This window comes from Mycobacterium sp. NGS66 (assembly GCF_059812225.1).
This window is the reverse complement of sequence record NZ_JCALCG010000001.1, coordinates 226,880-247,976: the sequence shown is the minus strand read 5'-3', so window position 1 is coordinate 247,976 and position 21,097 is coordinate 226,880. Positions and strand designations below refer to the sequence as shown.

Annotated in this window: 23 protein-coding genes; 16 read left to right on the top strand and 7 right to left on the bottom strand. The window is 67.5% G+C overall.

The window, feature by feature from the left end:
* Window positions 1–111 precede the first annotated feature (111 nt).
* Together aceA and AC5Y2L_RS01255 are read left to right on the top strand one after the other, a co-directional pair.
* Window positions 112–1,398 carry an isocitrate lyase gene (aceA, locus tag AC5Y2L_RS01260; protein WP_499939668.1) on the top strand — a complete coding sequence of 429 codons (1,287 nt, stop codon included), beginning with the start codon at window positions 112–114 and terminating at the stop codon, window positions 1,396–1,398.
* 89 nt (window positions 1,399–1,487) lie between these two features.
* The gene (locus AC5Y2L_RS01255; RefSeq protein ID WP_499939666.1) at window positions 1,488–2,342 is read left to right on the top strand and encodes a 3-hydroxybutyryl-CoA dehydrogenase; all 855 of its coding nucleotides are present in this window, start codon (window positions 1,488–1,490) and stop codon (window positions 2,340–2,342) included.
* 1 nt (window position 2,343) lies between these two features.
* Here the strand turns inward: AC5Y2L_RS01255 and pcaA are convergent, their stop codons facing one another.
* The 3 genes from pcaA to AC5Y2L_RS01240 form a co-directional block, all read right to left on the bottom strand.
* On the bottom strand, window positions 2,344–3,207 hold the full coding sequence (gene pcaA / locus AC5Y2L_RS01250) for a cyclopropane mycolic acid synthase PcaA (RefSeq protein WP_499939664.1): 864 nt from the start codon (window positions 3,205–3,207) through the stop codon (window positions 2,344–2,346).
* Between the two features lie 113 nt (window positions 3,208–3,320).
* Window positions 3,321–4,331 (bottom strand): prenyltransferase, encoded by a 1,011-nt coding sequence (locus AC5Y2L_RS01245; RefSeq protein ID WP_499939662.1) that lies wholly within the window; start codon window positions 4,329–4,331, stop codon window positions 3,321–3,323.
* The gene (locus AC5Y2L_RS01240) at window positions 4,324–5,031 is read right to left on the bottom strand and encodes a TetR/AcrR family transcriptional regulator (RefSeq protein ID WP_499939661.1); all 708 of its coding nucleotides are present in this window, start codon (window positions 5,029–5,031) and stop codon (window positions 4,324–4,326) included. Before AC5Y2L_RS01240 ends, AC5Y2L_RS01245 begins: the two co-directional genes overlap by 8 nt.
* Before the next feature lie 80 nt (window positions 5,032–5,111).
* On the opposite strand from AC5Y2L_RS01240, the gene AC5Y2L_RS01235 reads away from it, so the two are divergent.
* The 6 genes from AC5Y2L_RS01235 to deoC all read left to right on the top strand — a co-directional run bounded on the left by AC5Y2L_RS01235 (window position 5,112) and on the right by deoC (window position 9,233).
* Window positions 5,112–6,458, top strand: coding sequence for a DUF445 domain-containing protein (locus tag AC5Y2L_RS01235; RefSeq protein WP_499939659.1), 1,347 nt, complete (start codon window positions 5,112–5,114; stop codon window positions 6,456–6,458).
* Window positions 6,459–6,549: 91 nt separating this feature from the next.
* Window positions 6,550–6,954 (top strand): helix-turn-helix domain-containing protein, encoded by a 405-nt coding sequence (locus tag AC5Y2L_RS01230; protein WP_499939657.1) that lies wholly within the window; start codon window positions 6,550–6,552, stop codon window positions 6,952–6,954.
* Window positions 6,955–7,172: 218 nt separating this feature from the next.
* The gene (locus AC5Y2L_RS01225) at window positions 7,173–7,769 is read left to right on the top strand and encodes a heparin-binding hemagglutinin (protein ID WP_499939655.1); all 597 of its coding nucleotides are present in this window, start codon (window positions 7,173–7,175) and stop codon (window positions 7,767–7,769) included.
* Window positions 7,770–7,869: 100 nt separating this feature from the next.
* Entirely contained in the window at window positions 7,870–8,139 is a 270-nt protein-coding gene (locus AC5Y2L_RS01220; RefSeq protein ID WP_499939691.1) for a DUF2516 family protein, read from the top strand.
* A 3-nt stretch (window positions 8,140–8,142) separates the two neighbouring features.
* On the top strand, window positions 8,143–8,553 hold the full coding sequence (locus tag AC5Y2L_RS01215) for a DUF2599 domain-containing protein (protein ID WP_499939654.1): 411 nt from the start codon (window positions 8,143–8,145) through the stop codon (window positions 8,551–8,553).
* Entirely contained in the window at window positions 8,553–9,233 is a 681-nt protein-coding gene (deoC, locus tag AC5Y2L_RS01210) for a deoxyribose-phosphate aldolase (RefSeq protein ID WP_499939652.1), read from the top strand. Before AC5Y2L_RS01215 ends, deoC begins: the two co-directional genes overlap by 1 nt.
* A gap of 3 nt (window positions 9,234–9,236) precedes the next feature.
* On the opposite strand, the gene AC5Y2L_RS01205 is transcribed toward deoC, so the two are convergent.
* The 3 genes from AC5Y2L_RS01205 to AC5Y2L_RS01195 are packed head-to-tail and all read right to left on the bottom strand — an operon-like array spanning window position 9,237 to window position 11,651.
* Window positions 9,237–10,277, bottom strand: coding sequence for an LmeA family phospholipid-binding protein (locus AC5Y2L_RS01205; RefSeq protein ID WP_499939651.1), 1,041 nt, complete (start codon window positions 10,275–10,277; stop codon window positions 9,237–9,239).
* Window positions 10,274–11,101 (bottom strand): carbon-nitrogen hydrolase family protein, encoded by an 828-nt coding sequence (locus AC5Y2L_RS01200; protein WP_499939650.1) that lies wholly within the window; start codon window positions 11,099–11,101, stop codon window positions 10,274–10,276. The genes AC5Y2L_RS01205 and AC5Y2L_RS01200 overlap by 4 nt, the downstream gene beginning before the upstream one ends.
* A 25-nt stretch (window positions 11,102–11,126) precedes the next feature.
* Window positions 11,127–11,651 (bottom strand): DUF2505 domain-containing protein, encoded by a 525-nt coding sequence (locus AC5Y2L_RS01195; RefSeq protein ID WP_499939648.1) that lies wholly within the window; start codon window positions 11,649–11,651, stop codon window positions 11,127–11,129.
* 40 nt (window positions 11,652–11,691) lie between these two features.
* On the opposite strand from AC5Y2L_RS01195, the gene AC5Y2L_RS01190 reads away from it, so the two are divergent.
* Both AC5Y2L_RS01190 and AC5Y2L_RS01185 read left to right on the top strand, forming a co-directional pair.
* Complete coding sequence (locus AC5Y2L_RS01190) at window positions 11,692–12,762, top strand: UDP-N-acetylmuramate dehydrogenase (RefSeq protein ID WP_499939647.1); 1,071 nt, start codon at window positions 11,692–11,694, stop codon at window positions 12,760–12,762.
* 65 nt (window positions 12,763–12,827) lie between these two features.
* The gene (locus AC5Y2L_RS01185; RefSeq protein WP_499939646.1) at window positions 12,828–14,159 is read left to right on the top strand and encodes a L,D-transpeptidase; all 1,332 of its coding nucleotides are present in this window, start codon (window positions 12,828–12,830) and stop codon (window positions 14,157–14,159) included.
* Here AC5Y2L_RS01185 and AC5Y2L_RS01180 read toward each other — a convergent pair.
* On the bottom strand, window positions 14,143–14,895 hold the full coding sequence (locus AC5Y2L_RS01180; RefSeq protein ID WP_499939645.1) for an SDR family NAD(P)-dependent oxidoreductase: 753 nt from the start codon (window positions 14,893–14,895) through the stop codon (window positions 14,143–14,145). The genes AC5Y2L_RS01185 and AC5Y2L_RS01180 overlap by 17 nt on opposite strands.
* 176 nt (window positions 14,896–15,071) lie before the next feature.
* Here AC5Y2L_RS01180 and AC5Y2L_RS01175 point away from each other — a divergent pair, with 176 nt between their 5' ends.
* From AC5Y2L_RS01175 to regX, 6 genes are all read left to right on the top strand, one after another.
* On the top strand, window positions 15,072–16,373 hold the full coding sequence (locus AC5Y2L_RS01175) for an ROK family protein (protein ID WP_499939643.1): 1,302 nt from the start codon (window positions 15,072–15,074) through the stop codon (window positions 16,371–16,373).
* A 4-nt stretch (window positions 16,374–16,377) separates the two neighbouring features.
* Window positions 16,378–17,727, top strand: a complete 1,350-nt coding sequence (mshA, locus tag AC5Y2L_RS01170) for a D-inositol-3-phosphate glycosyltransferase (protein WP_499939689.1) — start codon at window positions 16,378–16,380, stop codon at window positions 17,725–17,727.
* The gene (locus AC5Y2L_RS01165) at window positions 17,724–18,257 is read left to right on the top strand and encodes a type III secretion system chaperone family protein (RefSeq protein WP_499939642.1); all 534 of its coding nucleotides are present in this window, start codon (window positions 17,724–17,726) and stop codon (window positions 18,255–18,257) included. The genes mshA and AC5Y2L_RS01165 overlap by 4 nt, the downstream gene beginning before the upstream one ends.
* Window positions 18,258–18,270: 13 nt before the next feature.
* Entirely contained in the window at window positions 18,271–19,026 is a 756-nt protein-coding gene (locus tag AC5Y2L_RS01160) for a phosphoglyceromutase (protein ID WP_499939640.1), read from the top strand.
* Between the two features lie 145 nt (window positions 19,027–19,171).
* Window positions 19,172–20,392 carry a sensor histidine kinase gene (locus AC5Y2L_RS01155; RefSeq protein ID WP_499939639.1) on the top strand — a complete coding sequence of 407 codons (1,221 nt, stop codon included), beginning with the start codon at window positions 19,172–19,174 and terminating at the stop codon, window positions 20,390–20,392.
* On the top strand, window positions 20,389–21,072 hold the full coding sequence (gene regX / locus AC5Y2L_RS01150) for a two-component sensory transduction protein RegX (protein WP_499939638.1): 684 nt from the start codon (window positions 20,389–20,391) through the stop codon (window positions 21,070–21,072). Before AC5Y2L_RS01155 ends, regX begins: the two co-directional genes overlap by 4 nt.
* The last annotated feature ends 25 nt before the right edge of the window (window positions 21,073–21,097 follow it).

The window sequence follows — 21,097 nt, the reverse complement described above, 5'->3', positions numbered from 1 at the left end:
TATGCCAGGGTCGTGTTAGCACACCAGTGAAGTTAAGCCTCTAGCTTCCGCCCGAGACGGCGGTGGGCTCAACGCACATCAACACCGAACTGACCGGTAAGGAGTACACGTATGTCCGACGTCGGCACCCCGAAGAGCGCTGAGCAGATCCAGCGCGACTGGGACACCAACCCGCGCTGGAAGGGCGTCACCCGCACCTACACTGCCGAGGACGTCGTCGCGCTGCAGGGCAGCGTCGTCGAGGAGCACACCCTGGCCCGGCGGGGCGCGGAGGTGCTCTGGCGCCAGTTGCACGACCTCGAGTTCGTGAACGCGCTGGGCGCCCTCACCGGCAACATGGCCGTGCAGCAGGTGCGCGCCGGCCTGAAAGCCATCTACCTGTCGGGCTGGCAGGTCGCCGGTGACGCCAACCTCTCCGGCCACACCTACCCCGACCAGAGCCTTTACCCGGCCAACTCGGTGCCACAGGTGGTCCGGCGGATCAACAACGCGCTGCTGCGCGCCGACGAGATCGCCAAGGTCGAGGGCGACACGTCGGTGGAGAACTGGCTGGCTCCGATCGTCGCCGACGGTGAGGCCGGCTTCGGTGGCGCGCTCAACGTCTACGAGCTGCAGAAGGCCATGATCGCCGCCGGCGTCGCCGGCTCCCACTGGGAGGACCAGCTGGCCTCGGAGAAGAAGTGTGGCCACCTGGGCGGCAAGGTGCTGATCCCGACCCAGCAGCACATCCGCACGCTGACGTCAGCCCGCTTAGCTGCCGACGTTGCCGATGTTCCCACCGTGGTCATCGCCCGCACCGACGCCGAGGCCGCCACGCTGATCACCTCCGACGTCGACGAGCGCGACCGCCCGTTCATCACCGGCGAGCGCACCTCCGAGGGCTTCTATCGGGTCAAGAACGGCCTCGAGCCGTGCATCGCCCGCGCCAAGGCCTACGCGCCGTACGCCGATTTGATCTGGATGGAGACCGGCACGCCCGACCTGGAACTGGCCCGCAGGTTCGCCGAGGGCGTCAAGAGCGAGTTCCCCGACCAGATGCTGGCGTACAACTGCTCGCCGTCGTTCAACTGGAAGAAGCACCTGGACGACTCGACCATCGCCAGGTTCCAAAAGGAGCTCGGCGCAATGGGTTTCAAGTTCCAGTTCATCACGCTGGCCGGCTTCCACGCGCTGAACTACTCGATGTTCGACCTGGCCTACGGCTACGCCCGCAACCAGATGAGCGCCTACGTCGAGCTGCAGGAGCGGGAGTTCGCCGCCGAGGAGCGGGGTTACACCGCGACCAAGCACCAGCGCGAGGTCGGTGCCGGTTACTTCGACCGGATCGCCACCACGGTCGACCCGAAGTCGTCGACCACCGCCCTGGCCGGCTCCACCGAAGAGGGTCAGTTCCACTGAGTTAGTGTGCCGAACAGACGCAAAAGCACCCATTTGCGCCGCAAATGTGGTGCTTTTGCGTCTGTTCGCCCATATGAGAGGAGTGGTTCGTGGCAATCGACCGAGTAGGTGTGGTCGGGGCGGGGCAGATGGGGTCCGGCATCGCCGAGGTCTCGGTGCGCGCGGGCGTCGACGTGACCGTGTTCGAGACCACCGACGCGCTGATCACCGCCGGACGCGACCGCATTGTCAAGTCGCTCGAGCGGGGCGTCAGCGCGGGCAAGGTGACCGAGCGCGAGCGCGACCGCGCGCTCGACAAGTTGACCTTCACCACCGACCTGGCCGACCTGGCCGACCGCCAGCTGGTGATCGAGGCAGTCGTCGAAGACGAGACCGTGAAGGCCGATATCTTCGCCGAACTGGACCGGGTCATCACCGACCCCGACGCGGTGCTGGCGTCGAACACGTCCAGCATCCCGATCATGAAGATCGCCGCGGCAACCAAGAACCCCCAGCGCGTGCTCGGACTGCACTTCTTCAACCCGGTCCCGGTCTTGCCGCTGGTCGAGCTGGTCAGCACGCTGGTCACCGACACGGCCGCCGCTGCCCGCACCGAAGAGTTTGCCAGCTCAGTGCTGGGCAAACAGGTGGTGCGCTGCTCGGACCGGTCCGGCTTCGTAGTGAACGCGCTACTGGTGCCCTACCTGCTTTCGGCCATCCGGATGGTCGAGGGCGGATTCGCCTCCGTCGAAGACGTCGACAAGGCCGTCGTCGCCGGGCTGTCCCATCCCATGGGTCCGCTGCGCCTTTCCGACCTGATCGGGCTCGACACCGTCAAACTGATCGCCGACAAGATGTACGACGAGTTCAAGGAGCCCCAGTACGGGCCACCGCCGCTGTTACTGCGGATGGTCGAGGCGGGTCGGCTCGGCCGGAAGTCCGGGCAGGGTTTCTACGCCTACTGAGTTACTTTTCCAAAGTGAACTGATCAACGTCGGTGTAACCCTCGCGGAACAGCTTCGCGCAACCGGTCAGGTACTTCATGTAACGGTCGTAGACCTTCTCCGACTGGATTGCGATGGCCTGCTCGCGATTGGCCCGCAGCGCTGCCGCCCACATGTCCAGCGTGCGCGCGTAGTGCAACTGCAGCGACTGGACCCGGGTCACCTTGAAACCGGCCTCGACGGCGTGCTCTTCGACCAAAGCCGGGGTCGGCAGCCAGCCGCCGGGGAAGATCTCGGCGAGGATGAACTGGGTGAAGTGAACGACTTCGTGGGTCAGCGTCAGGCCCTTGGCCCGGGCTTCTTTGAAGTTGGGCCGGACGATCGTGTGCAGCAGCATCACGCCGTCGCTGGGCAACACGCTGTGGGCCATCTTGAAGAAAGGGCTCCAGCGCTGCCGGCCGAAATGCTCGAACGCGCCGATCGACACAATGCGGTCCACGGGCTCGTCGAACTTTTCCCACCCTTCCAGCAGCACGCGCCTGCTTCGCGGGGTGTCCATCTCGTCGAACGTCCGCTGGACGTGGGCGGCCTGGTTTTCCGACAGCGTCAGCCCCACCACGTTGACGTCGTACTTCTCGATGGCCCGCCGCATGGTCGCGCCCCAGCCGCAGCCGATGTCCAGCAGCGTCATGCCCGGCTCCAGCCGCAGTTTGCCCAGAGCCAGGTCGATCTTGGCGAGCTGCGCCTCCTGCAACGTCATGTCGTCACGCTCGAAGTAGGCGCAGCTGTAGGTCTGGGTGGGGTCGAGGAACAGCCGGAAGAAGTCGTCGGACAGGTCGTAGTGGGCTTGCACGTTGCCAAAATGCGGCGTGAGCTGAACGGCCATGACGAGAAGAGCCTTTCTGTGGTTACGGAGGCTTCTCTGGGCGCAGGAATCGACGCACTGCAGAAACGCCCCCGTATGCGATCACTGCATGCTAGCTGCTGAGGGCGCTGAACTCACAATGCGCGCAGCGCCGCTCCGACCGCCAAACCCACCACCAACAGCGCGCCGGCCTGCCGCACGTGCAGCCAGGCCAGCGCGGCGTACCAGAGCGGCCAGACCGGGAAATTCGGCGGCGGCTCCTCGGGCGGCGGGCGACGAAAATACGGCCACACCTTCACCAGGCGGGGCAGCGCCAACACCACGACCAGCGCCGGCCAGGGCATGGCTCCCACCGCAACCGCCCCTGCGACCAGCACATAGAAGCCGACCATCATGCCCAGCGTGACTACCCGGGCGCGCCGGTCGCCTAGCAGCACCGGCAGGGTGCGAATGCCCAGCGGCTCGTCGTAGGGGATCTTGTCCACGTGCTTGCCCATCAACACCGTGGTGCACAACAAGCCGTACGGCAGCGAGGCCAGGACCACGTCCCAGCCCACCGAACCCACCGCCGAGTAATAAGTGCCGCACACCATCAACGGGCCCCACACGACGAACACGTCGGGTTCGCCCAGGCCGCGTTTCTTCAGCCGCAGCGGCGGCGCGGTGTAGGCAACGCTCAGCAGGAAGCCGCTGAGGGCGAACGCGACGACGGGCCAGCCGCGCGCCCAGGTCAAGATGACCAGGATGGCCAGGTCGGCGACGTTGACCGCGAGGATCGCCAGGCCCAGGGTGCGCCGGGTGACCAGCCCGGACAGCACCGGATGCGGAGCGTACAGCGCGCGGGGGTAGCTGGCGCTGTCGGTGCCGACCTGGGTGTCGTAGAGGTCGTTCATCAAATTGTTGGCGGTGTGCGCCAACGTGATTCCCACCACGGCCAGGACCAGCCAGCGCCAGTCCAGCCCGGGCTTGCCGACCGCCAGCAGCGCGGCGACCAGTCCGGAGAACAGCGTCATCGGCAGCAGCGCCGCGCGCGTGACGACGAGCCAGCGGGTCACCACGTCGACCGGGCCGTCCGGCGGCGGATTGGTGGTGCGCAAGGCGTATGCCCACGACCTCAGCCGTGAGCCGGCGCTTACCTCAGGCATTCCGCTCCCAGGGGCCGACGATCGGGTTCGGGTGCGGCTCTCCGCGGAACTTTTCCAGCGAGCCGCCCGCTTCGACGATTCCGCACAATGCGCTCCAGCTCAGCATCGTCAGGTAGTCGATGAGCTCGTCGGTGGTCATCCGCGGGTTAGACATCCACGAGTGGGTGGCCAGCTGCACGCCGCCGACGATCAGGTACGCCCACGGTTCCACGCCGCCGGTGTCCATTCCGGCCTCGAGCATGCGCCGCCGCAGCATCACCGCGATCATGCGGGCGATGATCCGCTCGGAGTCGGCGATCACCTTGCTCTTGCTGCCCGAACTGTTGGCCATCACGAAGCCGTACGGCTCCGGCTCGGCGGCCACGGTTTCCACATATACCCGGATGACCTCGCGGGTCAGGTCGTAGCCGTCCAGGTTGGAGGACAGCGCCGCGGCCATGTTGGGTATCAACGTGGTTTGCGCAAAGCGCATCATCACCGCGGTGGTGAGGTCGTTCTTATCGACGAAGTAGCGGTAGAGCACGGTCTTGGAGACGCCGATCTCGGCGGCGATCTCGTCCATGCTCAGATTGCGGCCTTGCCGGCGAATCGCCTCGATGGTGCCGTCGACCAACTCGTTGCGACGGTCCACCTTGTGTTGGTGCCAGCGCCGCTTGCGGCCGTCCGTCTTAGCGGTCACCACCGGGATTTGCTCTGCCACTTTCGCCGATTTCCCATTCACTAGACGCTCTCGATAGTACGGCGGCAAGCGGTGTCCGGCGGGTGCTGGGGGATGATGGTGTGGTGGCACACAGGGCCTCACCAAGCGGCGAGGCGCCGGCGGCGCTGACGCGTCCCGCCCGCGCGTCGTTCGCGGAGTCGTTCGCGGCGGCCGATCCGGTCGCCGACGCGGAACGGCGGCGGGCACTCCGCCGGATGAAAGCGGTGGCCCTGGGCTTCCTGATCGGCGCCACCGGCCTGTTCCTGGCCTGTCGGTGGGCGCAGGCGCACGGCCCGGTCGGCGCCTGGATCGGCTATGTCCGCGCCGCCGCGGAGGCCGGGATGGTGGGCGCCCTGGCGGACTGGTTCGCGGTTACCGCCCTGTTCAAGCATCCGCTGGGCATCCCGATCCCACACACGGCGATCATCAGGCGCAAGAAGGACCAGCTCGGCGAGGGCCTGGGCACATTCGTGCGGGAGAACTTCCTCTCGCCGGCGGTGGTGGAGACCAAGCTGCGCGACGCGCAGGTGCCGTCGCGGCTGGGCAAGTGGCTCTCCGAGATCTCGCACGCCGAGCGGGTGGCGAACGAGACGGCGACGGTGTTGCGAGTGCTGGTCGAGCTGCTGCGCGACGAGGACGTGCAGCAGGTGATCGACCGCATGATCGTGCGCCGCATCGCCGAGCCGCAGTGGGGCCCTCCGGTGGGCCGGGTGCTGGCGACGCTGCTGGCCGAAAATCGCCAGGAGGCGCTGATTCAGCTGCTGGCCGACCGGGCGTTCCAGTGGTCGCTCAATGCCGGTGAGGTCATCCAGCGGGTGGTCGAGCGCGACTCGCCGAGCTGGTCGCCACGGTTCATCGACCACATGGTCGGCGACCGAATCCACCGCGAGTTGATGGACTTCACCGACAAGGTGCGCCGCAACCCGGACCACGAGCTGCGCCGTTCCGCGACCCGATTTCTCTTCGAATTCGCCGACGACCTGCAACATGACCCGGCCACCATCGCGCGCGCCGACGCGATCAAGGAGCAGTTGATGGCGCGCGACGAGATCGCGAACGCGGCGGCAACGGCCTGGAAGACGCTCAAACGGCTGGTCCTGGAGGGCGTCGACGACCCGTCCAGCACGCTGCGCAGCCGGATTACCGACACGGTGGTTCGAATCGGCGAATCGCTGCGCGACGACGCCGATCTGCGCGACAAGGTCGACAACTGGATGGTGCGCGCCGCACAGCATCTGGTCTCGCAATACGGGGTCGAGATCACCGCGATCATCACGGACACGATCGAGCGTTGGGACGCCGAGGAAGCCAGCCGTCGCATCGAGTTGCACGTCGGCCGCGACTTGCAGTTCATCCGGATCAACGGCACCGTGGTAGGTGCGCTGGCGGGCCTGGTGATCTACGCCGTCGCGCAGGTGCTGTTCTGACGAGTGCTAACAAGCGCTTGCAATAGCAAGCATTCGTCCGTACTCTGGTGCTCCCAAGCACCGACTTCCACGTATCGAGGAGGGCACCGAAGTGGCGGAGGAGAAGCTCACCGCTAAGGTGTCGACCGCTGCTTCCGATATCGGCAGCTTCATCAGAAGCCAACGTGAGACGGCTCACGTCTCGGTGCGTCAGCTCGCAGAACGGTCCGGAGTCAGCAATCCTTACCTGAGCCAGGTCGAGCGCGGACTGCGCAAGCCGTCCGCCGACGTCCTGAACCAGATAGCAAAGGCGCTGCGGCTGTCCGCCGAGGTGCTGTATGTGCGGGCCGGGATCCTCGAGCCCGGCGAGCCGAGCCCGGTGCGCGACGCGATCATCACCGATACGGCGATAACCGAGCGTCAGAAGCAGGTTCTGCTCGACATCTATGCGTCGTTCACCTTCCAAAATGAATCCATCCGCGAGGAGTGTCCGAGCCAAACCGACACCGCCGATTGATCTGGTCGCCGGGCCGGCATCTCGGCGCAATCGGTTGAGCGCAGGGCAGCTACCACCCCAGCGACCCGACGAATCAGGAGGTTCTCCGCAAGCCGCGTGGCAGGTCAATCCGCGGGTCTTGACTACTCCTCACGCAGGAGCCAACGCTTGCCCTTACTTCCAGACCAGACCAGATACGCAAAAAGGCCGAACGAAGAAAACCCATGAAAGGAACAAACATGGCTGAAAACGCGAACATCGATGACCTGAGGGCTCCGTTGCTAGCGGCGCTCGGCGCGGCTGACTTGGCGTTGGCGACCGTCAACGACTTGGTTGCGGAATTGCGCGAGCGCGCTGGGGAGCGCCGTACCGACACCCGCACCCGGGTCGAGGAGACCCGCGACCGGCTCGCCAAGCTGCAGGAGGACCTGCCGGACCGGTTCCGCGAGCTGCGCGAGAAGTTCACCCCCGAGGAACTGCGCAACGCCGCCGAGGGCTACCTCGAGGCTGCGACCACGCGCTACAACGAGCTGGTGGAGCGCGGCGAGGCCGCGCTGGAGCGGCTGCGTAGCCAGTCGGCCTTCGAAGACGCTTCGGCACGGGCCGAGGGCTACGTGGACCAGGCGGTCGAGCTGACCCAGGAGGCGCTGGGGACGGTTGCCCAGCAGACCCGCGCGGTCGGCGAGCGTGCCGCCAAGCTGGTCGGCATCGAGCTGCCCGCCAAGAAGGCTCCGGCCAAGAAGTCGCCGGCCAAGAAGGCGGCGCCCGCCAAGAAGGCTGCGGCCAAGAAGGCTCCGGCCAAGAAGGCTCCGGCCAAGAAGGTCACCCAGAAGTAAGGGCTCAGCCCACCCTCGACTCCGAGTCGCCCACGACAAGGGCGGCTCGGAGTCGACGTTTACGACGCTTCCCGCATAGGCTGAACGCGTGAATCAGGTCGTGTATGACGTCATGGTGGTCTTGGGGATCGCCGTATTGGTGACCTCGGTGTATGCGTTTGTGCATGCGGCGATGCAGCGATCCGATGCATACACGGCCGTGGACAAGCTGACCAAGCCGGTGTGGTTACTGATCCTCGGTGCCGCAGTGGCCCTGGCCACTCTTCTGTTTGGCAACATCTTCTTCATGGTGATATCGGCCTGTGCGGCCGGTGTGTACCTGGTCGACGTGCGGCCCAAACTCCTTGAGATTCAAGGCAAGTCCCGCTAGCCAATGAAAGCCCCGCTGGCGGCGGCGATGCTGCTGATCGCCCTGTTCGGCGCCGCCCCGGCCACCGCGGATCCGGGCTCTGACCCCGGCCCGCCGTACATCGATCACACGCAATGGGCTCACTGGGGACGCCTGACCAGCCTGCGGATCTACCCGACGCCGGCGGGCCGGGCGGCCGCCCGGCAGGCCGCGCCGACGGGCGCCGCCGACGAAGCCTGGGCCGAGGTATTGGCGCTGGCGCCGGACGCCGACACCCCGGGCATGCGGGCCCAGTTCATCTGCCACTGGCAGTTCGCCGAGTTCGCGCAACCCGGCAAGACCAGCTGGAACCTGGAGCCCTGGCGCCCAGTCGTCGACGACTCCGAGATGGTCGCCTCGGGCTGCAATCCGGGGGCGCCTGAAGAGGGCTTCTAGTGCCGGGCGCGCTGACGCGGCAGCAGCTGGCCGCGCTGGTCGATCACACGTTGCTCAAACCGGAGGCCACCGCCGCCGACGTGACCGCCCTGGTCGCCGAAGCCCTCGAACTGGGCGCCTATGCGGTGTGCGTCTCACCGTCGATGGTGCCGACAGCAGTCCACGCCGCCGGGGGTGGCGTCCGGGTGGCCGCGGTGGCGGGTTTCCCGTCGGGCAAGCACCTGTCCACGGTCAAGGCGCAGGAGGCTGCCGCGGCGGTGGAAGCCGGTGCGGGCGAGATCGACATGGTCATCGACGTCGGCGCCGCCCTGGCCGGGGATTTCGCTGCGGTCCGGTCGGACATCGAAGCGGTGCGTGCCGCTACCGCGGCAGCCGTGCTCAAGGTGATCGTCGAGTCGGCGGTGCTGCTGGATCGGGCAAACCCGCAAACGCTGGCAGACGTATGTCGTGCCGCCGAGGACGCCGGCGCCGATTTCGTCAAGACCTCGACCGGGTTTCACCCCGCCGGCGGGGCGTCGGTGCCCGCCGTCGCGCTGATGGCCGAGACGGTCGGCGGGCGCCTCGGAGTGAAGGCCAGCGGCGGCATCCGGACGGCCGCCGACGCGCTCGCGTTGCTCGACGCCGGCGCCACCCGGCTGGGCCTTTCCGGCACCCGTGCGGTGCTCGACGGGCTCAGCTGACCGTCACAGGTTGGAGAAGCACGAGTCCTTGGATTTACCCGCCGGGATCGTGGCGTTCTGCGTGGAGAAGTGGGCGACCAAACTGTTCGAGGTGACCTCCACACTGTCGGCGTGAATACCCAGCGGAAGATTCTTGGTGGCGTCGGACGTGTATTTGTTCAGCTGCGACTGCGCGGACTCCTTGGGCAGTGAAAAGCCCAGCGCATTGAAACTTTGGATCTGCAGCTCGATGCCGCTACCGGAGACCACCGGCTTGACCACCATGTTGTCGAGCATGCCCTTCAATTCGACGGTGCCGTCGTTGGGGTGGGTGGTCACGGTGTTGGTGACGAATTTCGCCAGCCCCTGCAGCTTGCTCGCGATCGAGTCCTTGATGCCTTGCGACGGCCAGGTGAAGGTGGCGTTGATCGAGCCGATGGTGCCCTTGGAATCAGGACTGTTCGTGATCCGGACGTCTTGAATGCGGAGGTCGATCTTCGCGCCCTTGGCATTTTTGATCTGGTTGCCCGCGGTTTCCACCGAGATGTTGGTGAAGTGTTTGGTGATCACCTGCCACAGGACCAACGGCGTAACCCCGAACTGCGCGGTGGCTTTGTCCTGAAACTCACAGGCAAACGCCTCGGCGACCTTGTTGGTGGCTTGGTTGCGTACGTACAGCTCCGCTCCGATCACCCCGGCGGCCAGTACAGCGAGCACGATGACGAGCACCAGAACGATGGATAGCGGACCGCTGACGCGCCGTTTCTTCTTCGGGGTGGTCGGCTGGTCGGGCGGCCCAGCCACCTGAGCCGCGGGCGGCCCGGCCGGCGTCGCCGGCGGCGGCGGCGGATAGCCGGGCTGCTGCGGGTTGGCCCGGGCCGCGCCGATCTGCTCCGTCGCACCCGGCAATTGGCCGGGCACCGTACGGCCTTGGTCGGGAGCACCACCCGGTGGCTGCGCGCCGCGGAGCCGCTCGGTTGGTGCCTGCGGATTGCCAAAAGGACCCTGGTTACCGGGACGGCCCCACGCCGATGGGTCATTGGGCGGTCCTTGCGGATTCGTCACTCTGGCGATTCTGCCTTATCCACTTGAAGAAAGCGTGCCCGGTTTTGCAGTACCGCGATGTTTTCTCGGGCGGCTGCAACGGCGGCCAGATCGATGTCGGCGACCAGCAGTTGCGGGTCGGCGCCGGCCGAGGCCACGACCTCGCCGAACGGCGACGCCAGCAGGCTGCCGCCCACCCCGGTGGGGGCCTTCGAGGCAGGTTGCGAACCGGGGTCTGCCTGTCCGGCCGCGGCCACATAGCTCGTCGAATCCAGCGCCCTGGCCCGGGCCAGCAACGTCCACTGCTCGAGTTTGCCGGGACCCGAGCCCCAGGATGCGCAGACGACGATCAACTGGGCGCCGCGCCTGGCCAGCTCCGTGTAAAGCGCGGGGAAGCGGATGTCGTAGCAAATGCTCAGCCCCACCCGCACGTCGTCGACGGTGATGACGACCGGTTCGTGTCCTGGCGCGACGGTGCGCGACTCGGTAAAGCCGAACGCGTCGTACAGATGGATCTTGTGATAGTGGGCGTCGGGCCGATTCGGTCGGCCCGGACCGGCGGCGATCAGCGTGTTCTTCACCCGCCTGTCACCAGCAGGGGTGAACATTCCGGCGATCACGGTGATGCCGGCCTCGGTCGCGATCCGCCGGACGCCGTCGGCCCATGGTCCGTTGACCGGTTCGGCGATCGGTGCCAGCGGGACCCCGAACCGGCACATGGTCGCCTCGGGGAACACCACCAGCCTGGCGCCGGCGTTGGCGGATTGCTCGGCGTACTCTCGCACCAGCTCCAGATTTGCGGCCGGGTCGGTGCCGCTGAGTATTTGCGCCAACGCGATTCGCATGCTCGCCAGCCTAGAAGCCCTTGGTTCAGCGGTGAGTCGCGATCCAATTCGCTGTGAAGCGCTGCTCTGCTTGCACCACCGCGGCCAGTTGGGCGCCGATCATGCTCTCGATCTTGCCGCCGATCAGCGGAACTCCGACCTGGACACTGACCTGGAAGTCCAGCCGGGAGCCGCCGGTATCGGCGACCGGAGCCAACGTCGCGGAGCCCGACAGGCTCGCCGGGGCGCCCACGATCTCACCGGCGAGGGCCGCCCGTGCGGTGCCGTCGGTGATCGGGCCCCAGGTTTCCTCGCGTCGCACGGCGAGATCGCCCCGGTGCAACTGGGTGATCAGCGCCGGAAGCCGGTGGCTGTGGATCACCTGCAGCGTGACCACTTCGATGGTGCGGTCGGTTTCCGATTCGCCGCCGACCCGCATCGCCTCCAGCGCCGTTTCGTCCACCCCGGAATCGGTCAGCCGCGCCAACCAGTAGTGCTTGTCGGCGAAAGCCCGATAGACGTCTTCGACGCTGCCCTGGTATTCGGCGGTCATGTCGAATGAGCGCGGCATAGGAGGCCAGGCTACCGTTACGGCCCATGAAACGGAGCTTATGAAACGGGCGACGGATTCGCTGTTCGCCGGCGCGCGGATCGCCGAGCAGGTGCCGCTGGCTCCACTGACCACGTTGCGGGTCGGGCCGGTCGCGCGTCGCCTGATCACTTGTGCCAGTACGGAACAGGTGGTCGCGACGCTGCGGGAGCTGGATGCCGATGGTCGACAAGACGTGCTGGTGTTTGCCGGCGGTTCCAATCTGGTTATCGACGACGCGCTGACCGACATCACGGCGGTGCGGTTGGCCAACGACGGCATCGTCGTCGACGGCAACGTGCTGCGCGCCGAGGCGGGTGCGGTGTGGGACGACGTCGTGGTCAGGGCCATCGAGCACGGGCTCGGCGGGCTGGAATGCCTGTCCGGCATCCCCGGGTCGGCCGGGGCAACCCCGGTGCAGAACGTGGGAGCCTACGGGGCTGAAGTAGCCGACACCATCACCCGGGTCCGGCTGTTCAACCGCGGCAGCGGCGAAGTGCGGTGGGTACCTGCGGCCGAGCTGGGCTTCGGCTACCGCACCAGCGTGCTCAAGCGAGCCCAGTCAGACGTGGTGCTGGAAGTGGAGTTCGCGCTGGACGCTTCGGGCCGCAGCGCGCCGCTGCGGTACGGGGAGCTGACGGCCGCGCTGGGCGCTGATAGCGGCGAGCGCGCCGACCCGCGAGCCGTCCGGGAGGCGGTGCTGACGCTGCGGGCCCGCAAGGGCATGGTCCTGGATGCGGCCGACCAGGACACCTGGAGCGTGGGGTCGTTCTTCACCAACCCGGTGGTGGCCCCCGATGTCTACGAGCGGCTGGCCCGCACGGTTGACGGGCCGCTGCCGCACTATCCGGCACCCGACGGCGTCAAGCTGGCCGCCGGCTGGCTGGTGGAGCGCGCGGGCTTCGCCAAGGGCTATCCGGGCGAAGAAGCACCCTGCCGGTTGTCCACCAAACACGCGCTGGCCCTGACCAATCGGGGGGAGGCGACCACCGAAGACGTGTTGCGGTTGGCGCGCATCATTCGCGACGGGGTGCGAGATGTGTTCGGTATCACACTCGAGCCCGAGCCGGTCCTGGTTGGGTGCGTGTTATAGGGCCGGATTGTGACCCTGAGCACCGCGCTGTATGCCGCGGCGAAGGCCCGGCAGCCGGTTGGCCCGTGTTTCGTCCGGTATTTTTGACTGTCGTGAACCCCTCCAGCGACCCCCGAAACCCGGGGTCGATCAACCGGCGCCTGGCCTTGGCGGCCCTGGGTGTCGGCGTGTTCGCACCGAATGTCCTAGCGGCCTGCGCCGGCCCGGCGGGCAAGCAAGCGGAGAAGAAAGAGGCGGCGGCGGCCCACCTGAAGTTCCAGCCGGCGGATGCGACCAAGGATGTGGTGCCCGTCGCGCCGATCAGCGTCGAGGTCGGCGACGGCTGGTTCCAGCACGTCGCCCTGACGAATTCCGCGGGCAAGGCCGTTGCCGGTGCGTTCAATCAAGACCGCACCGTCTACACCATCACCGAGCCACTGGGCTACGGATCGACCTATACCTGGAACGGTTCGGCGGTCGGCCACGACGGCAAGGCCATTCCGGTCAAGGGCAAGTTCACCACCGTGACCCCGACCAAGAAGATCGCTGGTGCGTTCCAATTGGCCGACGGCCAGACTGTCGGTGTCGCCGCGCCGATCATCATCCAGTTCGACGCGCCGATCAGCGACAAAGCCGCCGTCGAGAAGGCGCTCACGGTCACCACCAACCCGCCCGTCGAGGGCAGCTGGGCGTGGCTGCCCGACGAGGCGAAAGGTGCGCGGGTGCACTACCGCACCCGCGAGTACTACCCGGCCGGCACCACCGTCAACGTCGACGCCAAGCTGTACGGGCTGCCGTTCGGCGACGGCGCCTACGGTGACCAGGACATCTCGTTGAATATCCAGATCGGTCGTCGGCAGGTGGTGAAGGCCGAGGTCTCGTCGCACCGCATCCAGGTCGTCACCGACGCCGGGGTCATCATGGACTTTCCGTGCAGCTACGGCGAGGCCGACAAGGCGCGCAACGTCACCCGCAACGGCATTCACGTGGTCACCGAGAAGTACGCCGACTTCTACATGTCCAACCCGGCCGCGGGCTACTCCAACGCCCACGAACGCTGGGCGGTGCGGATCTCGAACAACGGCGAGTTCATCCACGCCAACCCCATGAGTGCGGGTGCGCAGGGCAACAGCAACGTCACCAACGGCTGCATCAACCTGTCGACGTCCGACGCGGAGCAGTATTACGCCAGCGCCATCTACGGTGACCCGGTCGAGGTGACCGGAAGCTCGATCCAGCTGTCCTACGCTGACGGCGACATCTGGGACTGGGCGGTGGACTGGGACACCTGGGTGTCGATGTCGGCGCTGCCGCGGCCGTCCGGGCATCCGCCGTCAACGCAGATCCCGGTCACCGCGCCGGTCACGCCGTCGAACGCGCCCAGCTTGTCGGGCACCCCTACTACGCCGGGCCGGTAACCCGTCGCGTCGCGGACGCCTGGTCGCGCGGCCGGATGATGATCTGGTCCAGGTTGACGTGTGCAGGCCGCGAGGCGACGAACCCGATCACTTCGGCGACGTCGGCGGCCACCAGCGGCGTCATCCCGGCATAGACGGCATCCGCGCGCTGTTGGTCGCCGTCGAATCGGACCAGCGAAAACTCGGTTTCGACGGCACCCGGCGCAATCTCTGTGAGCCGCACCGGCTTTCCCAGCAACTCACCACGCAGGGTGCGGTGCAGCGCGCCCTGGCCGTGCTTGGCCGCGGTGTAGCCCGCGCCGCCGTCGTAAACCTCCATCGCGGCGATGGAGGTGACGGTGACGATCAGGCCGTCGCCGGAGTCGATCAGCTTGGGCAGCAGCGCACGGGTGACCCGCAGCGTACCCATCACGTTGGTCTCCCACATCCAGCGCCAATGCTCGAAGTCGGCTTCGGCGACGGGTTCCAGCCCGCGCGCTCCGCCGGCGTTGTTGACCAGTACGTCGACCCGGTCCAGCGCGCCGGCCAGCGCTTCGACGGCCTCGGGGTCTGTGACGTCGGCCACAATTGCGGTGCCGCCGACGTCCTGCGCCAGGGCGTTGATCCGGTCCGCCCGGCGTGCCACCGCAACCACGTGAAACCCTTGCGCCGCAAGGATTTTGGCGGTCGCCGCACCGATGCCCGAGCTGGCACCGGTTACCACTGCCACCCGTTGTTGCGTGTCCGCGGTGATCATCGGGACAACTCTAATAAACGTGCTAAATTCCTCGTTGTGCACAGCAGCGCCGTGTTCAGCAACCCGACCCCGCGTCTTTGCGCGGGCGCGTGTTGTTGCCGCGTACTTTGTCGCGCCTGATCCCTTCACAGCGCGGCCAGGTTCCCGGCCAATAGAACTCGGACTAAAGGACGCTCGTGCGCTCAACATCTTTCACCCATCATTCATCCAGCCGCCGCGCCCAGCTGCGGTCGCACCGCCAGATCGTGCCGCCGTCGCTGCACCTGTCCGACTCGGCCTCCGCATCTGTCTTCCGGGCAGTGCGATTACGCGGCCCGGTCGGACGGGACGTGATCGCCGGCGTCACAAAGCTGAGCATCGCGACGGTGAACCGTCAGGTCATCGCCCTGCTCGAGGCCGGGCTGCTGCGTGAGCGCGCTGACCTCGCCGTCTCCGGGGCCATCGGGCGCCCGCGAGTGCCGGTCGAGGTCAACCACGAGCCGTTTGTCACGCTGGGCATCCACATCGGCGCGCGAACCACCAGCATCGTGGCCACCGACCTGTTCGGCCGCACGCTGGACACCGTCGAGACGCCCACCCCGCGCAGCGCCCCCGGGCCGGCGCTGGCATCGCTGGCCGACAGTGCCGACCGCTACCTGAGGCGGTGGCACCGGCGTCAGCCGCTGTGGGTCGGCGTGGCGATCGGTGGCACCGTCGACAGCGCAACGGGCCATGTCGACCACCCCCGGCTGGGCTGGCGACAGGCGCCGGTGGGGCCGGTGCTGGCCGATGCACTGGGCCTGCCGGTATCGGTGGCATCGCACGTCGACGCCATGGCCGGCGCCGAGTTGCTGCTCGGCATGCGGCGATTCGCGCCGACCTCGGCGACCACGCTGTACGTCTACGCCCGCGAAACCGTGGGCTATGCGCTGGTGATCGACGGGCGGGTGCACTGCCCGGCCAGCGGCCCAGGCACCATCGCGGGCCTGCCGGCGCACTCGGATCTGCTCGGCGGCACCGGTCAGCTGGAGTCCACGGTCAGCGACGAGGCGGTGTTGGCCGCCGCCCGCCGGTTGCGCATCCTGCCCGGCTTACGGGCCGGCGCGAGCGTGGCGTCCGCCGCCGGCATCACCGACCTGCTGCGGGTTGCCCGGGCCGGCAACCAGCTGGCCAAAGACCTGCTGGCCGAGCGCGCCTGCATGCTCGGCGAGGCGCTCGCGTTGCTGCGCGACCTGCTCAATCCCGACGAGCTGGTGGTCGGGGGCCACGCGTTCACCGAGTATCCGGAGGGCATGGAAGAGGTCGAGGCGGCGTTTGCGGCACGCTCGGTGCTGCCGCCACGCGATATCCGCGTCACGGCTTTCGGCAACCGAGTGCAGGAGGCGGGCGCCGGGATCGTGTCCCTGGGCGGGCTTTATGCCGATCCGCTGGCGGCGATGCGCCGGTCCGGGGTGCTGGAACTGCGGCTGCGCGAGGCCGTGCCCGAGTCGTCGGCATAGTGCGCTGAGCGCTTCCTGTAAACATGAAAGGGTGCGTCACGACTCGGCAGTGAACGACCCGCGCCGAGTGGCCGTACTGGCGGTGCACACCTCCCCGCTGGCCCAGCCGGGCACCGGCGACGCCGGCGGCATGAACGTCTACGTCCTGCAGAGCGCATTGCACCTGGCCAGACGCGGCATCGAGGTGGAGATCTTCACCCGGGCCACCGCGTCGGCGGACCCGCCGGTGGTGCGGGTGGCGCCCGGTGTCCTGGTCCGCAACGTCGTGGCCGGGCCGTTCGAAGGCCTGGACAAATACGATCTGCCCACCCAGTTGTGCGCGTTCGCGGCAGGCGTTTTGCGCGCCGAAGCGGCCCATGAGCCGGGGCATTACGACATCGTCCACTCGCATTACTGGCTGTCCGGTCAGGTCGGCTGGCTGGCCCGCGACCGCTGGGCGGTGCCGTTGGTCCATACCGCGCACACCCTGGCCGCGGTGAAGAACGCGGCGCTGGCCGACGGCGACACCCCCGAGCCGCCGCTGCGCACGGTCGGCGAACAGCAGGTGGTCGACGAGGCGGACCGGCTGATCGTCAACACCGAAGACGAAGCGCGACAACTGATTTCGATTCACCACGCGGATCCGGCCCGCATCGACGTGGTCCATCCCGGCGTCGACCTGGACGTGTTCTGCCCGGGGGACCGGCGGGCGGCCCGGGCCGCGCTCGGCCTGCCGCCCGATGAACGCGTGGTCGCCTTCGTCGGGCGGATCCAGCCGTTGAAGGCGCCCGACATCGTGCTGCGTGCCGCCGCCAAGCTGCCGAGGGTGCGCATCGTGGTCGCCGGCGGACCGTCGGGCAGTGGCCTGGCGTCGCCGGACGGGCTGGTTCGGCTCGCCGACGAGCTCGACATCACGGATCGCGTGACGTTCCTGCCGCCGCAGTCGCGGACGGACCTGGCTTCGCTGTTCCAGGCCGCGGACGTGGTGGCGGTGCCCAGCTACTCGGAGTCGTTCGGTCTGGTGGCCGTCGAGGCGCAGGCGTGCGGGACCCCGGTGGCCGCGGCTGCGGTGGGCGGGCTGCCGGTTGCGGTGCGCGACGGCATCACCGGCACCTTGGTGTCTGGCCATGGCGTCGACCAGTGGGCGGCCGCCCTGGACCACCTGCTGGAGCTCAGCACCGGGCCGGGGGGCCGGGCAATCAGCCGCGCGGCGGCTGCGCACGCGGCCGGTTTCTCCTGGGAAAACACCACCGATGCACTGCTGGACAGCTACCGGCGCGCAATCGCCGACTTCCGGGCCGCGCGCCAGGTCCGCGAATTGGTACCGGTGCGGGCCAGCCGTCGCTGGGCGCCGCGACGCGGGGTGGGCGCATGACGTCCGCGCAGGCCACCCAAGAGGTGATCGTGCGTGCGCTGCGCGCCAGCCAGCTGACCTACTCGGAGCACGCAGGCGCGCATGGCGGCCTGCCCGGCCTGATCGTCGAGCTGCCGGGCGAGCGCAAGCTCAAGACCAACACCATCCTGACCGTCGGGGAGCATTCGGTGCGCATCGAGGCGTTCGTGTGCCGCAAGCCCGACGAGAACCACGAGGGTGTGTACCGGTTCCTGCTCAAACGCAATCGCCGCCTCTATGGGGTGGCCTACACGCTGGACAACGTCGGGGATATCTACCTGGTCGGCCGGATGTCGCTGGCCTCGGTCGACTCCGACGAGATCGACCGGGTGCTCGGGCAGGTCCTCGAAGCGGTCGACTCGGACTTCAACACGTTGCTGGAGTTGGGTTTTCGGTCGTCGATCCAGAAGGAGTGGGAGTGGCGGGTGTCGCGCGGGCAGTCGCTGAAGAACCTGCAGGCCTTCGCGCACCTGATCGACGACGAAGGCGACTATCCGGCGGGCAGTGCGTGAGACACTAACCGGCATGGGAGACACAGCCACGCTGGTGCTGCTCCGCCACGGCGAGAGCGACTGGAATGCCCTCAACCTGTTCACCGGTTGGGTGGACGTCGGGCTGACCGAAAAGGGCCGGGCAGAAGCCGTGCGGGCGGGCGAATTACTGGCCGAGCAGAATCTACTGCCCGACATCCTCTACACCTCGCTGCTACGCCGCGCGATAACCACCGCGCATGTCGCCCTGGACACCGCCGACCGGCTGTGGATTCCGGTGCGGCGCAGTTGGCGGCTCAACGAACGCCACTACGGCGCGCTGCAGGGGCTGGACAAGGCCGAGACCAAAGCCCGCTACGGCGAAGAGCAGTTCATGGCGTGGCGGCGCAGCTATGACACCCCGCCGCCGCCGATCGAGCGCGGCAGCGAGTTCAGCCAGGATGCCGACCCCCGGTACGCCGACATCGGCGGCGGCCCGCTGACCGAATGCCTGGCCGACGTGGTGGCCCGGTTCCTGCCGTACTACACCGACGTCATCGTGCCGGACCTGCGGTTCGGCAAGAGTGTGCTGATCGTCGCGCATGGCAACTCGTTGCGCGCCCTGGTCAAGTACCTGGACCAGATGTCCGACGAGGAAGTCGTCGGGCTGAACATCCCCACCGGGATCCCGCTGCGTTACGACCTGGATCGCGATTTGCGGCCGGTGGTGCCCGGTGGGACATATCTGGACCCGGAGGCGGCCGCAGCGGGTGCCGCGGCGGTAGCCAGCCAGGGCACTGTCCGGGCCTGACCGACCCGCCCTGGTCACGCCGGCAAGGCCATTTGCCAAACGGCACGTGAACGGCAGCCGAACACCTGTGGCGCAGTATGTGACTTGTCCGATTTTGGCCTCGCTCCGCTAGGGCCGCGTTCACCAGATTTGTAGGATTTTGGTTGTGACTGTGTTCTCGGCGCTGTTGCTGGCCGGGGTCTTGTCCGCGCTGGCACTGGCCGTAGGCGTGGCGATTGGCGCCCGCCTGGCACCGCGGCTCACCGAGCGCCGGCAACGAGCGGCCGCCGAGTGGGCGGGCATCACCGTCGCGCAGATGCTGCAGCGCATCATCGCGCTGATGCCGCTGGGCGTGGCGGTGGTCGATAGCCACCGTGACGTGGTGTACCTCAACGACCGCGCCAAGGAGCTGGGCCTGGTGCGCGACCGCCAGCTCGACAGTCAGGCGTGGCGGTCCGCACAACAGGCGCTGACCGGGGAGGACATCGAATTCGACCTGGCACCGGCGAAGCGTCTCTCCGGGGGCCGGCTTTCGGTGCACGGGTATGCGCGCCTGTTGAGCGAGGAAGACCGCCGGTTCGCCGTGGTCTTCGTCCACGATCAGTCCGACTATGCCCGCATGGAAGCGGTCCGGCGTGACTTCGTGGCCAACGTCAGCCATGAGCTCAAGACCCCGGTCGGCGCCATGGCCCTGCTCGCCGAGGCCCTGCTGGCGTCACACGACGATCCCGAAACCGTGCGCAGATTCGCCGAGAAGGTGCTGGTCGAGGCAAACCGGCTGGGGGACATGGTCGCTTCGCTGATCGAGTTGTCCCGCCTGCAGGGCGCCGAACGATTGCCCAACCTGACCGATGTCGACGTCGACACCATTGTGTCCGAGGCGATTTCGCGGCACAAAGTGGCTGCCGACAACGCCGATATCGAGGTCCGTACCGACGCGCCGAGCGGCTTGCGGGTGCTGGGCGACGAAACCCTGCTGGTTACCGCGCTGGCCAACCTGGTCTCGAATGCCATCGCGTATTCGCCGAGCGGATCGCTGGTGTCGATTAGCCGGCGGCGTCGCGGTGACAACGTCGAGATCGCCGTCACCGACCGCGGCATCGGGATCACCCTCGAAGACCAGGAGCGGGTTTTCGAGCGGTTCTTCCGTGGTGACAAGGCGCGCTCGCGGGCCACTGGCGGCAGCGGGCTGGGGCTGGCGATCGTCAAACATGTGGCTGCCAACCACAACGGCAGCATCGGCGTATGGAGCAAACCTGGAACCGGGTCGACGTTCACGTTGTCCATTCCAGCCGTCTCGGCGCAGCTCGACGACGAGCAAGTGGAGGAACCACGGGCGCGAGACGTGCGGCCAAATCGGTCACGAGAGGAAGAACTAAGTCGATGACGAGTGTGTTGATCGTGGAGGACGAGGAATCGCTGGCCGACCCGCTGGCGTTTCTGCTGCGCAAGGAGGGCTTCGAAGCCACCGTCGTGAACGACGGCCCCTCGGCGCTCGCCGAATTCGACCGCGCCGGTGCGGACATCGTGCTGCTCGATTTGATGCTGCCCGGGATGTCGGGCACCGACGTGTGCAAGCAGCTGCGCTCCCGGTCCAGCGTTCCGGTGATCATGGTGACCGCGCGCGACAGCGAGATCGACAAGGTGGTCGGCTTGGAGCTGGGCGCCGACGACTATGTGACCAAGCCGTATTCGGCGCGCGAGCTGATCGCCCGAATCCGCGCGGTGCTGCGCCGCGGCGGCGACGACGACTCCGAGTTCAGCGACGGGGTGCTGGAATCCGGCCCGGTACGGATGGACGTCGAACGCCACGTCGTCTCGGTGAACGGCGACACAATCACGTTGCCGCTCAAGGAATTCGACCTGCTCGAATACCTGATGCGCAACAGCGGCCGGGTGCTGACGCGCGGCCAGTTGATCGATCGCGTCTGGGGCTCGGACTACGTCGGCGACACCAAGACGCTCGACGTTCACGTCAAGCGGCTGCGGTCCAAGATCGAGGCCGACCCGGCCAACCCGGTGCACCTGGTGACCGTCCGCGGGCTGGGCTACAAGCTGGAAGGCTAAGCCGGGTATCTGTACGGCGGTCCCC

What these genes read in the sequence shown, in the direction of transcription:
- AC5Y2L_RS01195 (WP_499939648.1), bottom strand. Translation starts at nt 11,651, where the DNA reads ATGCCGCGCTCATTCGACATGACCGCCGAATACCAGGGCAGCGTCGAA.
- AC5Y2L_RS01200 (WP_499939650.1), bottom strand. Translation starts at nt 11,101, where the DNA reads ATGCGAATCGCGTTGGCGCAAATACTCAGCGGCACCGACCCGGCCGCA.
- AC5Y2L_RS01165 (WP_499939642.1), top strand. Translation starts at nt 17,724, where the DNA reads ATGACGTCCGCGCAGGCCACCCAAGAGGTGATCGTGCGTGCGCTGCGC.
- AC5Y2L_RS01180 (WP_499939645.1), bottom strand. Translation starts at nt 14,895, where the DNA reads ATGATCACCGCGGACACGCAACAACGGGTGGCAGTGGTAACCGGTGCC.
- pcaA (WP_499939664.1), bottom strand. Translation starts at nt 3,207, where the DNA reads ATGGCCGTTCAGCTCACGCCGCATTTTGGCAACGTGCAAGCCCACTAC.
- AC5Y2L_RS01245 (WP_499939662.1), bottom strand. Translation starts at nt 4,331, where the DNA reads ATGCCTGAGGTAAGCGCCGGCTCACGGCTGAGGTCGTGGGCATACGCC.
- AC5Y2L_RS01160 (WP_499939640.1), top strand. Translation starts at nt 18,271, where the DNA reads ATGGGAGACACAGCCACGCTGGTGCTGCTCCGCCACGGCGAGAGCGAC.
- AC5Y2L_RS01190 (WP_499939647.1), top strand. Translation starts at nt 11,692, where the DNA reads ATGAAACGGGCGACGGATTCGCTGTTCGCCGGCGCGCGGATCGCCGAG.
- regX (WP_499939638.1), top strand. Translation starts at nt 20,389, where the DNA reads ATGACGAGTGTGTTGATCGTGGAGGACGAGGAATCGCTGGCCGACCCG.
- AC5Y2L_RS01215 (WP_499939654.1), top strand. Translation starts at nt 8,143, where the DNA reads ATGAAAGCCCCGCTGGCGGCGGCGATGCTGCTGATCGCCCTGTTCGGC.
- aceA (WP_499939668.1), top strand. Translation starts at nt 112, where the DNA reads ATGTCCGACGTCGGCACCCCGAAGAGCGCTGAGCAGATCCAGCGCGAC.
- AC5Y2L_RS01225 (WP_499939655.1), top strand. Translation starts at nt 7,173, where the DNA reads ATGGCTGAAAACGCGAACATCGATGACCTGAGGGCTCCGTTGCTAGCG.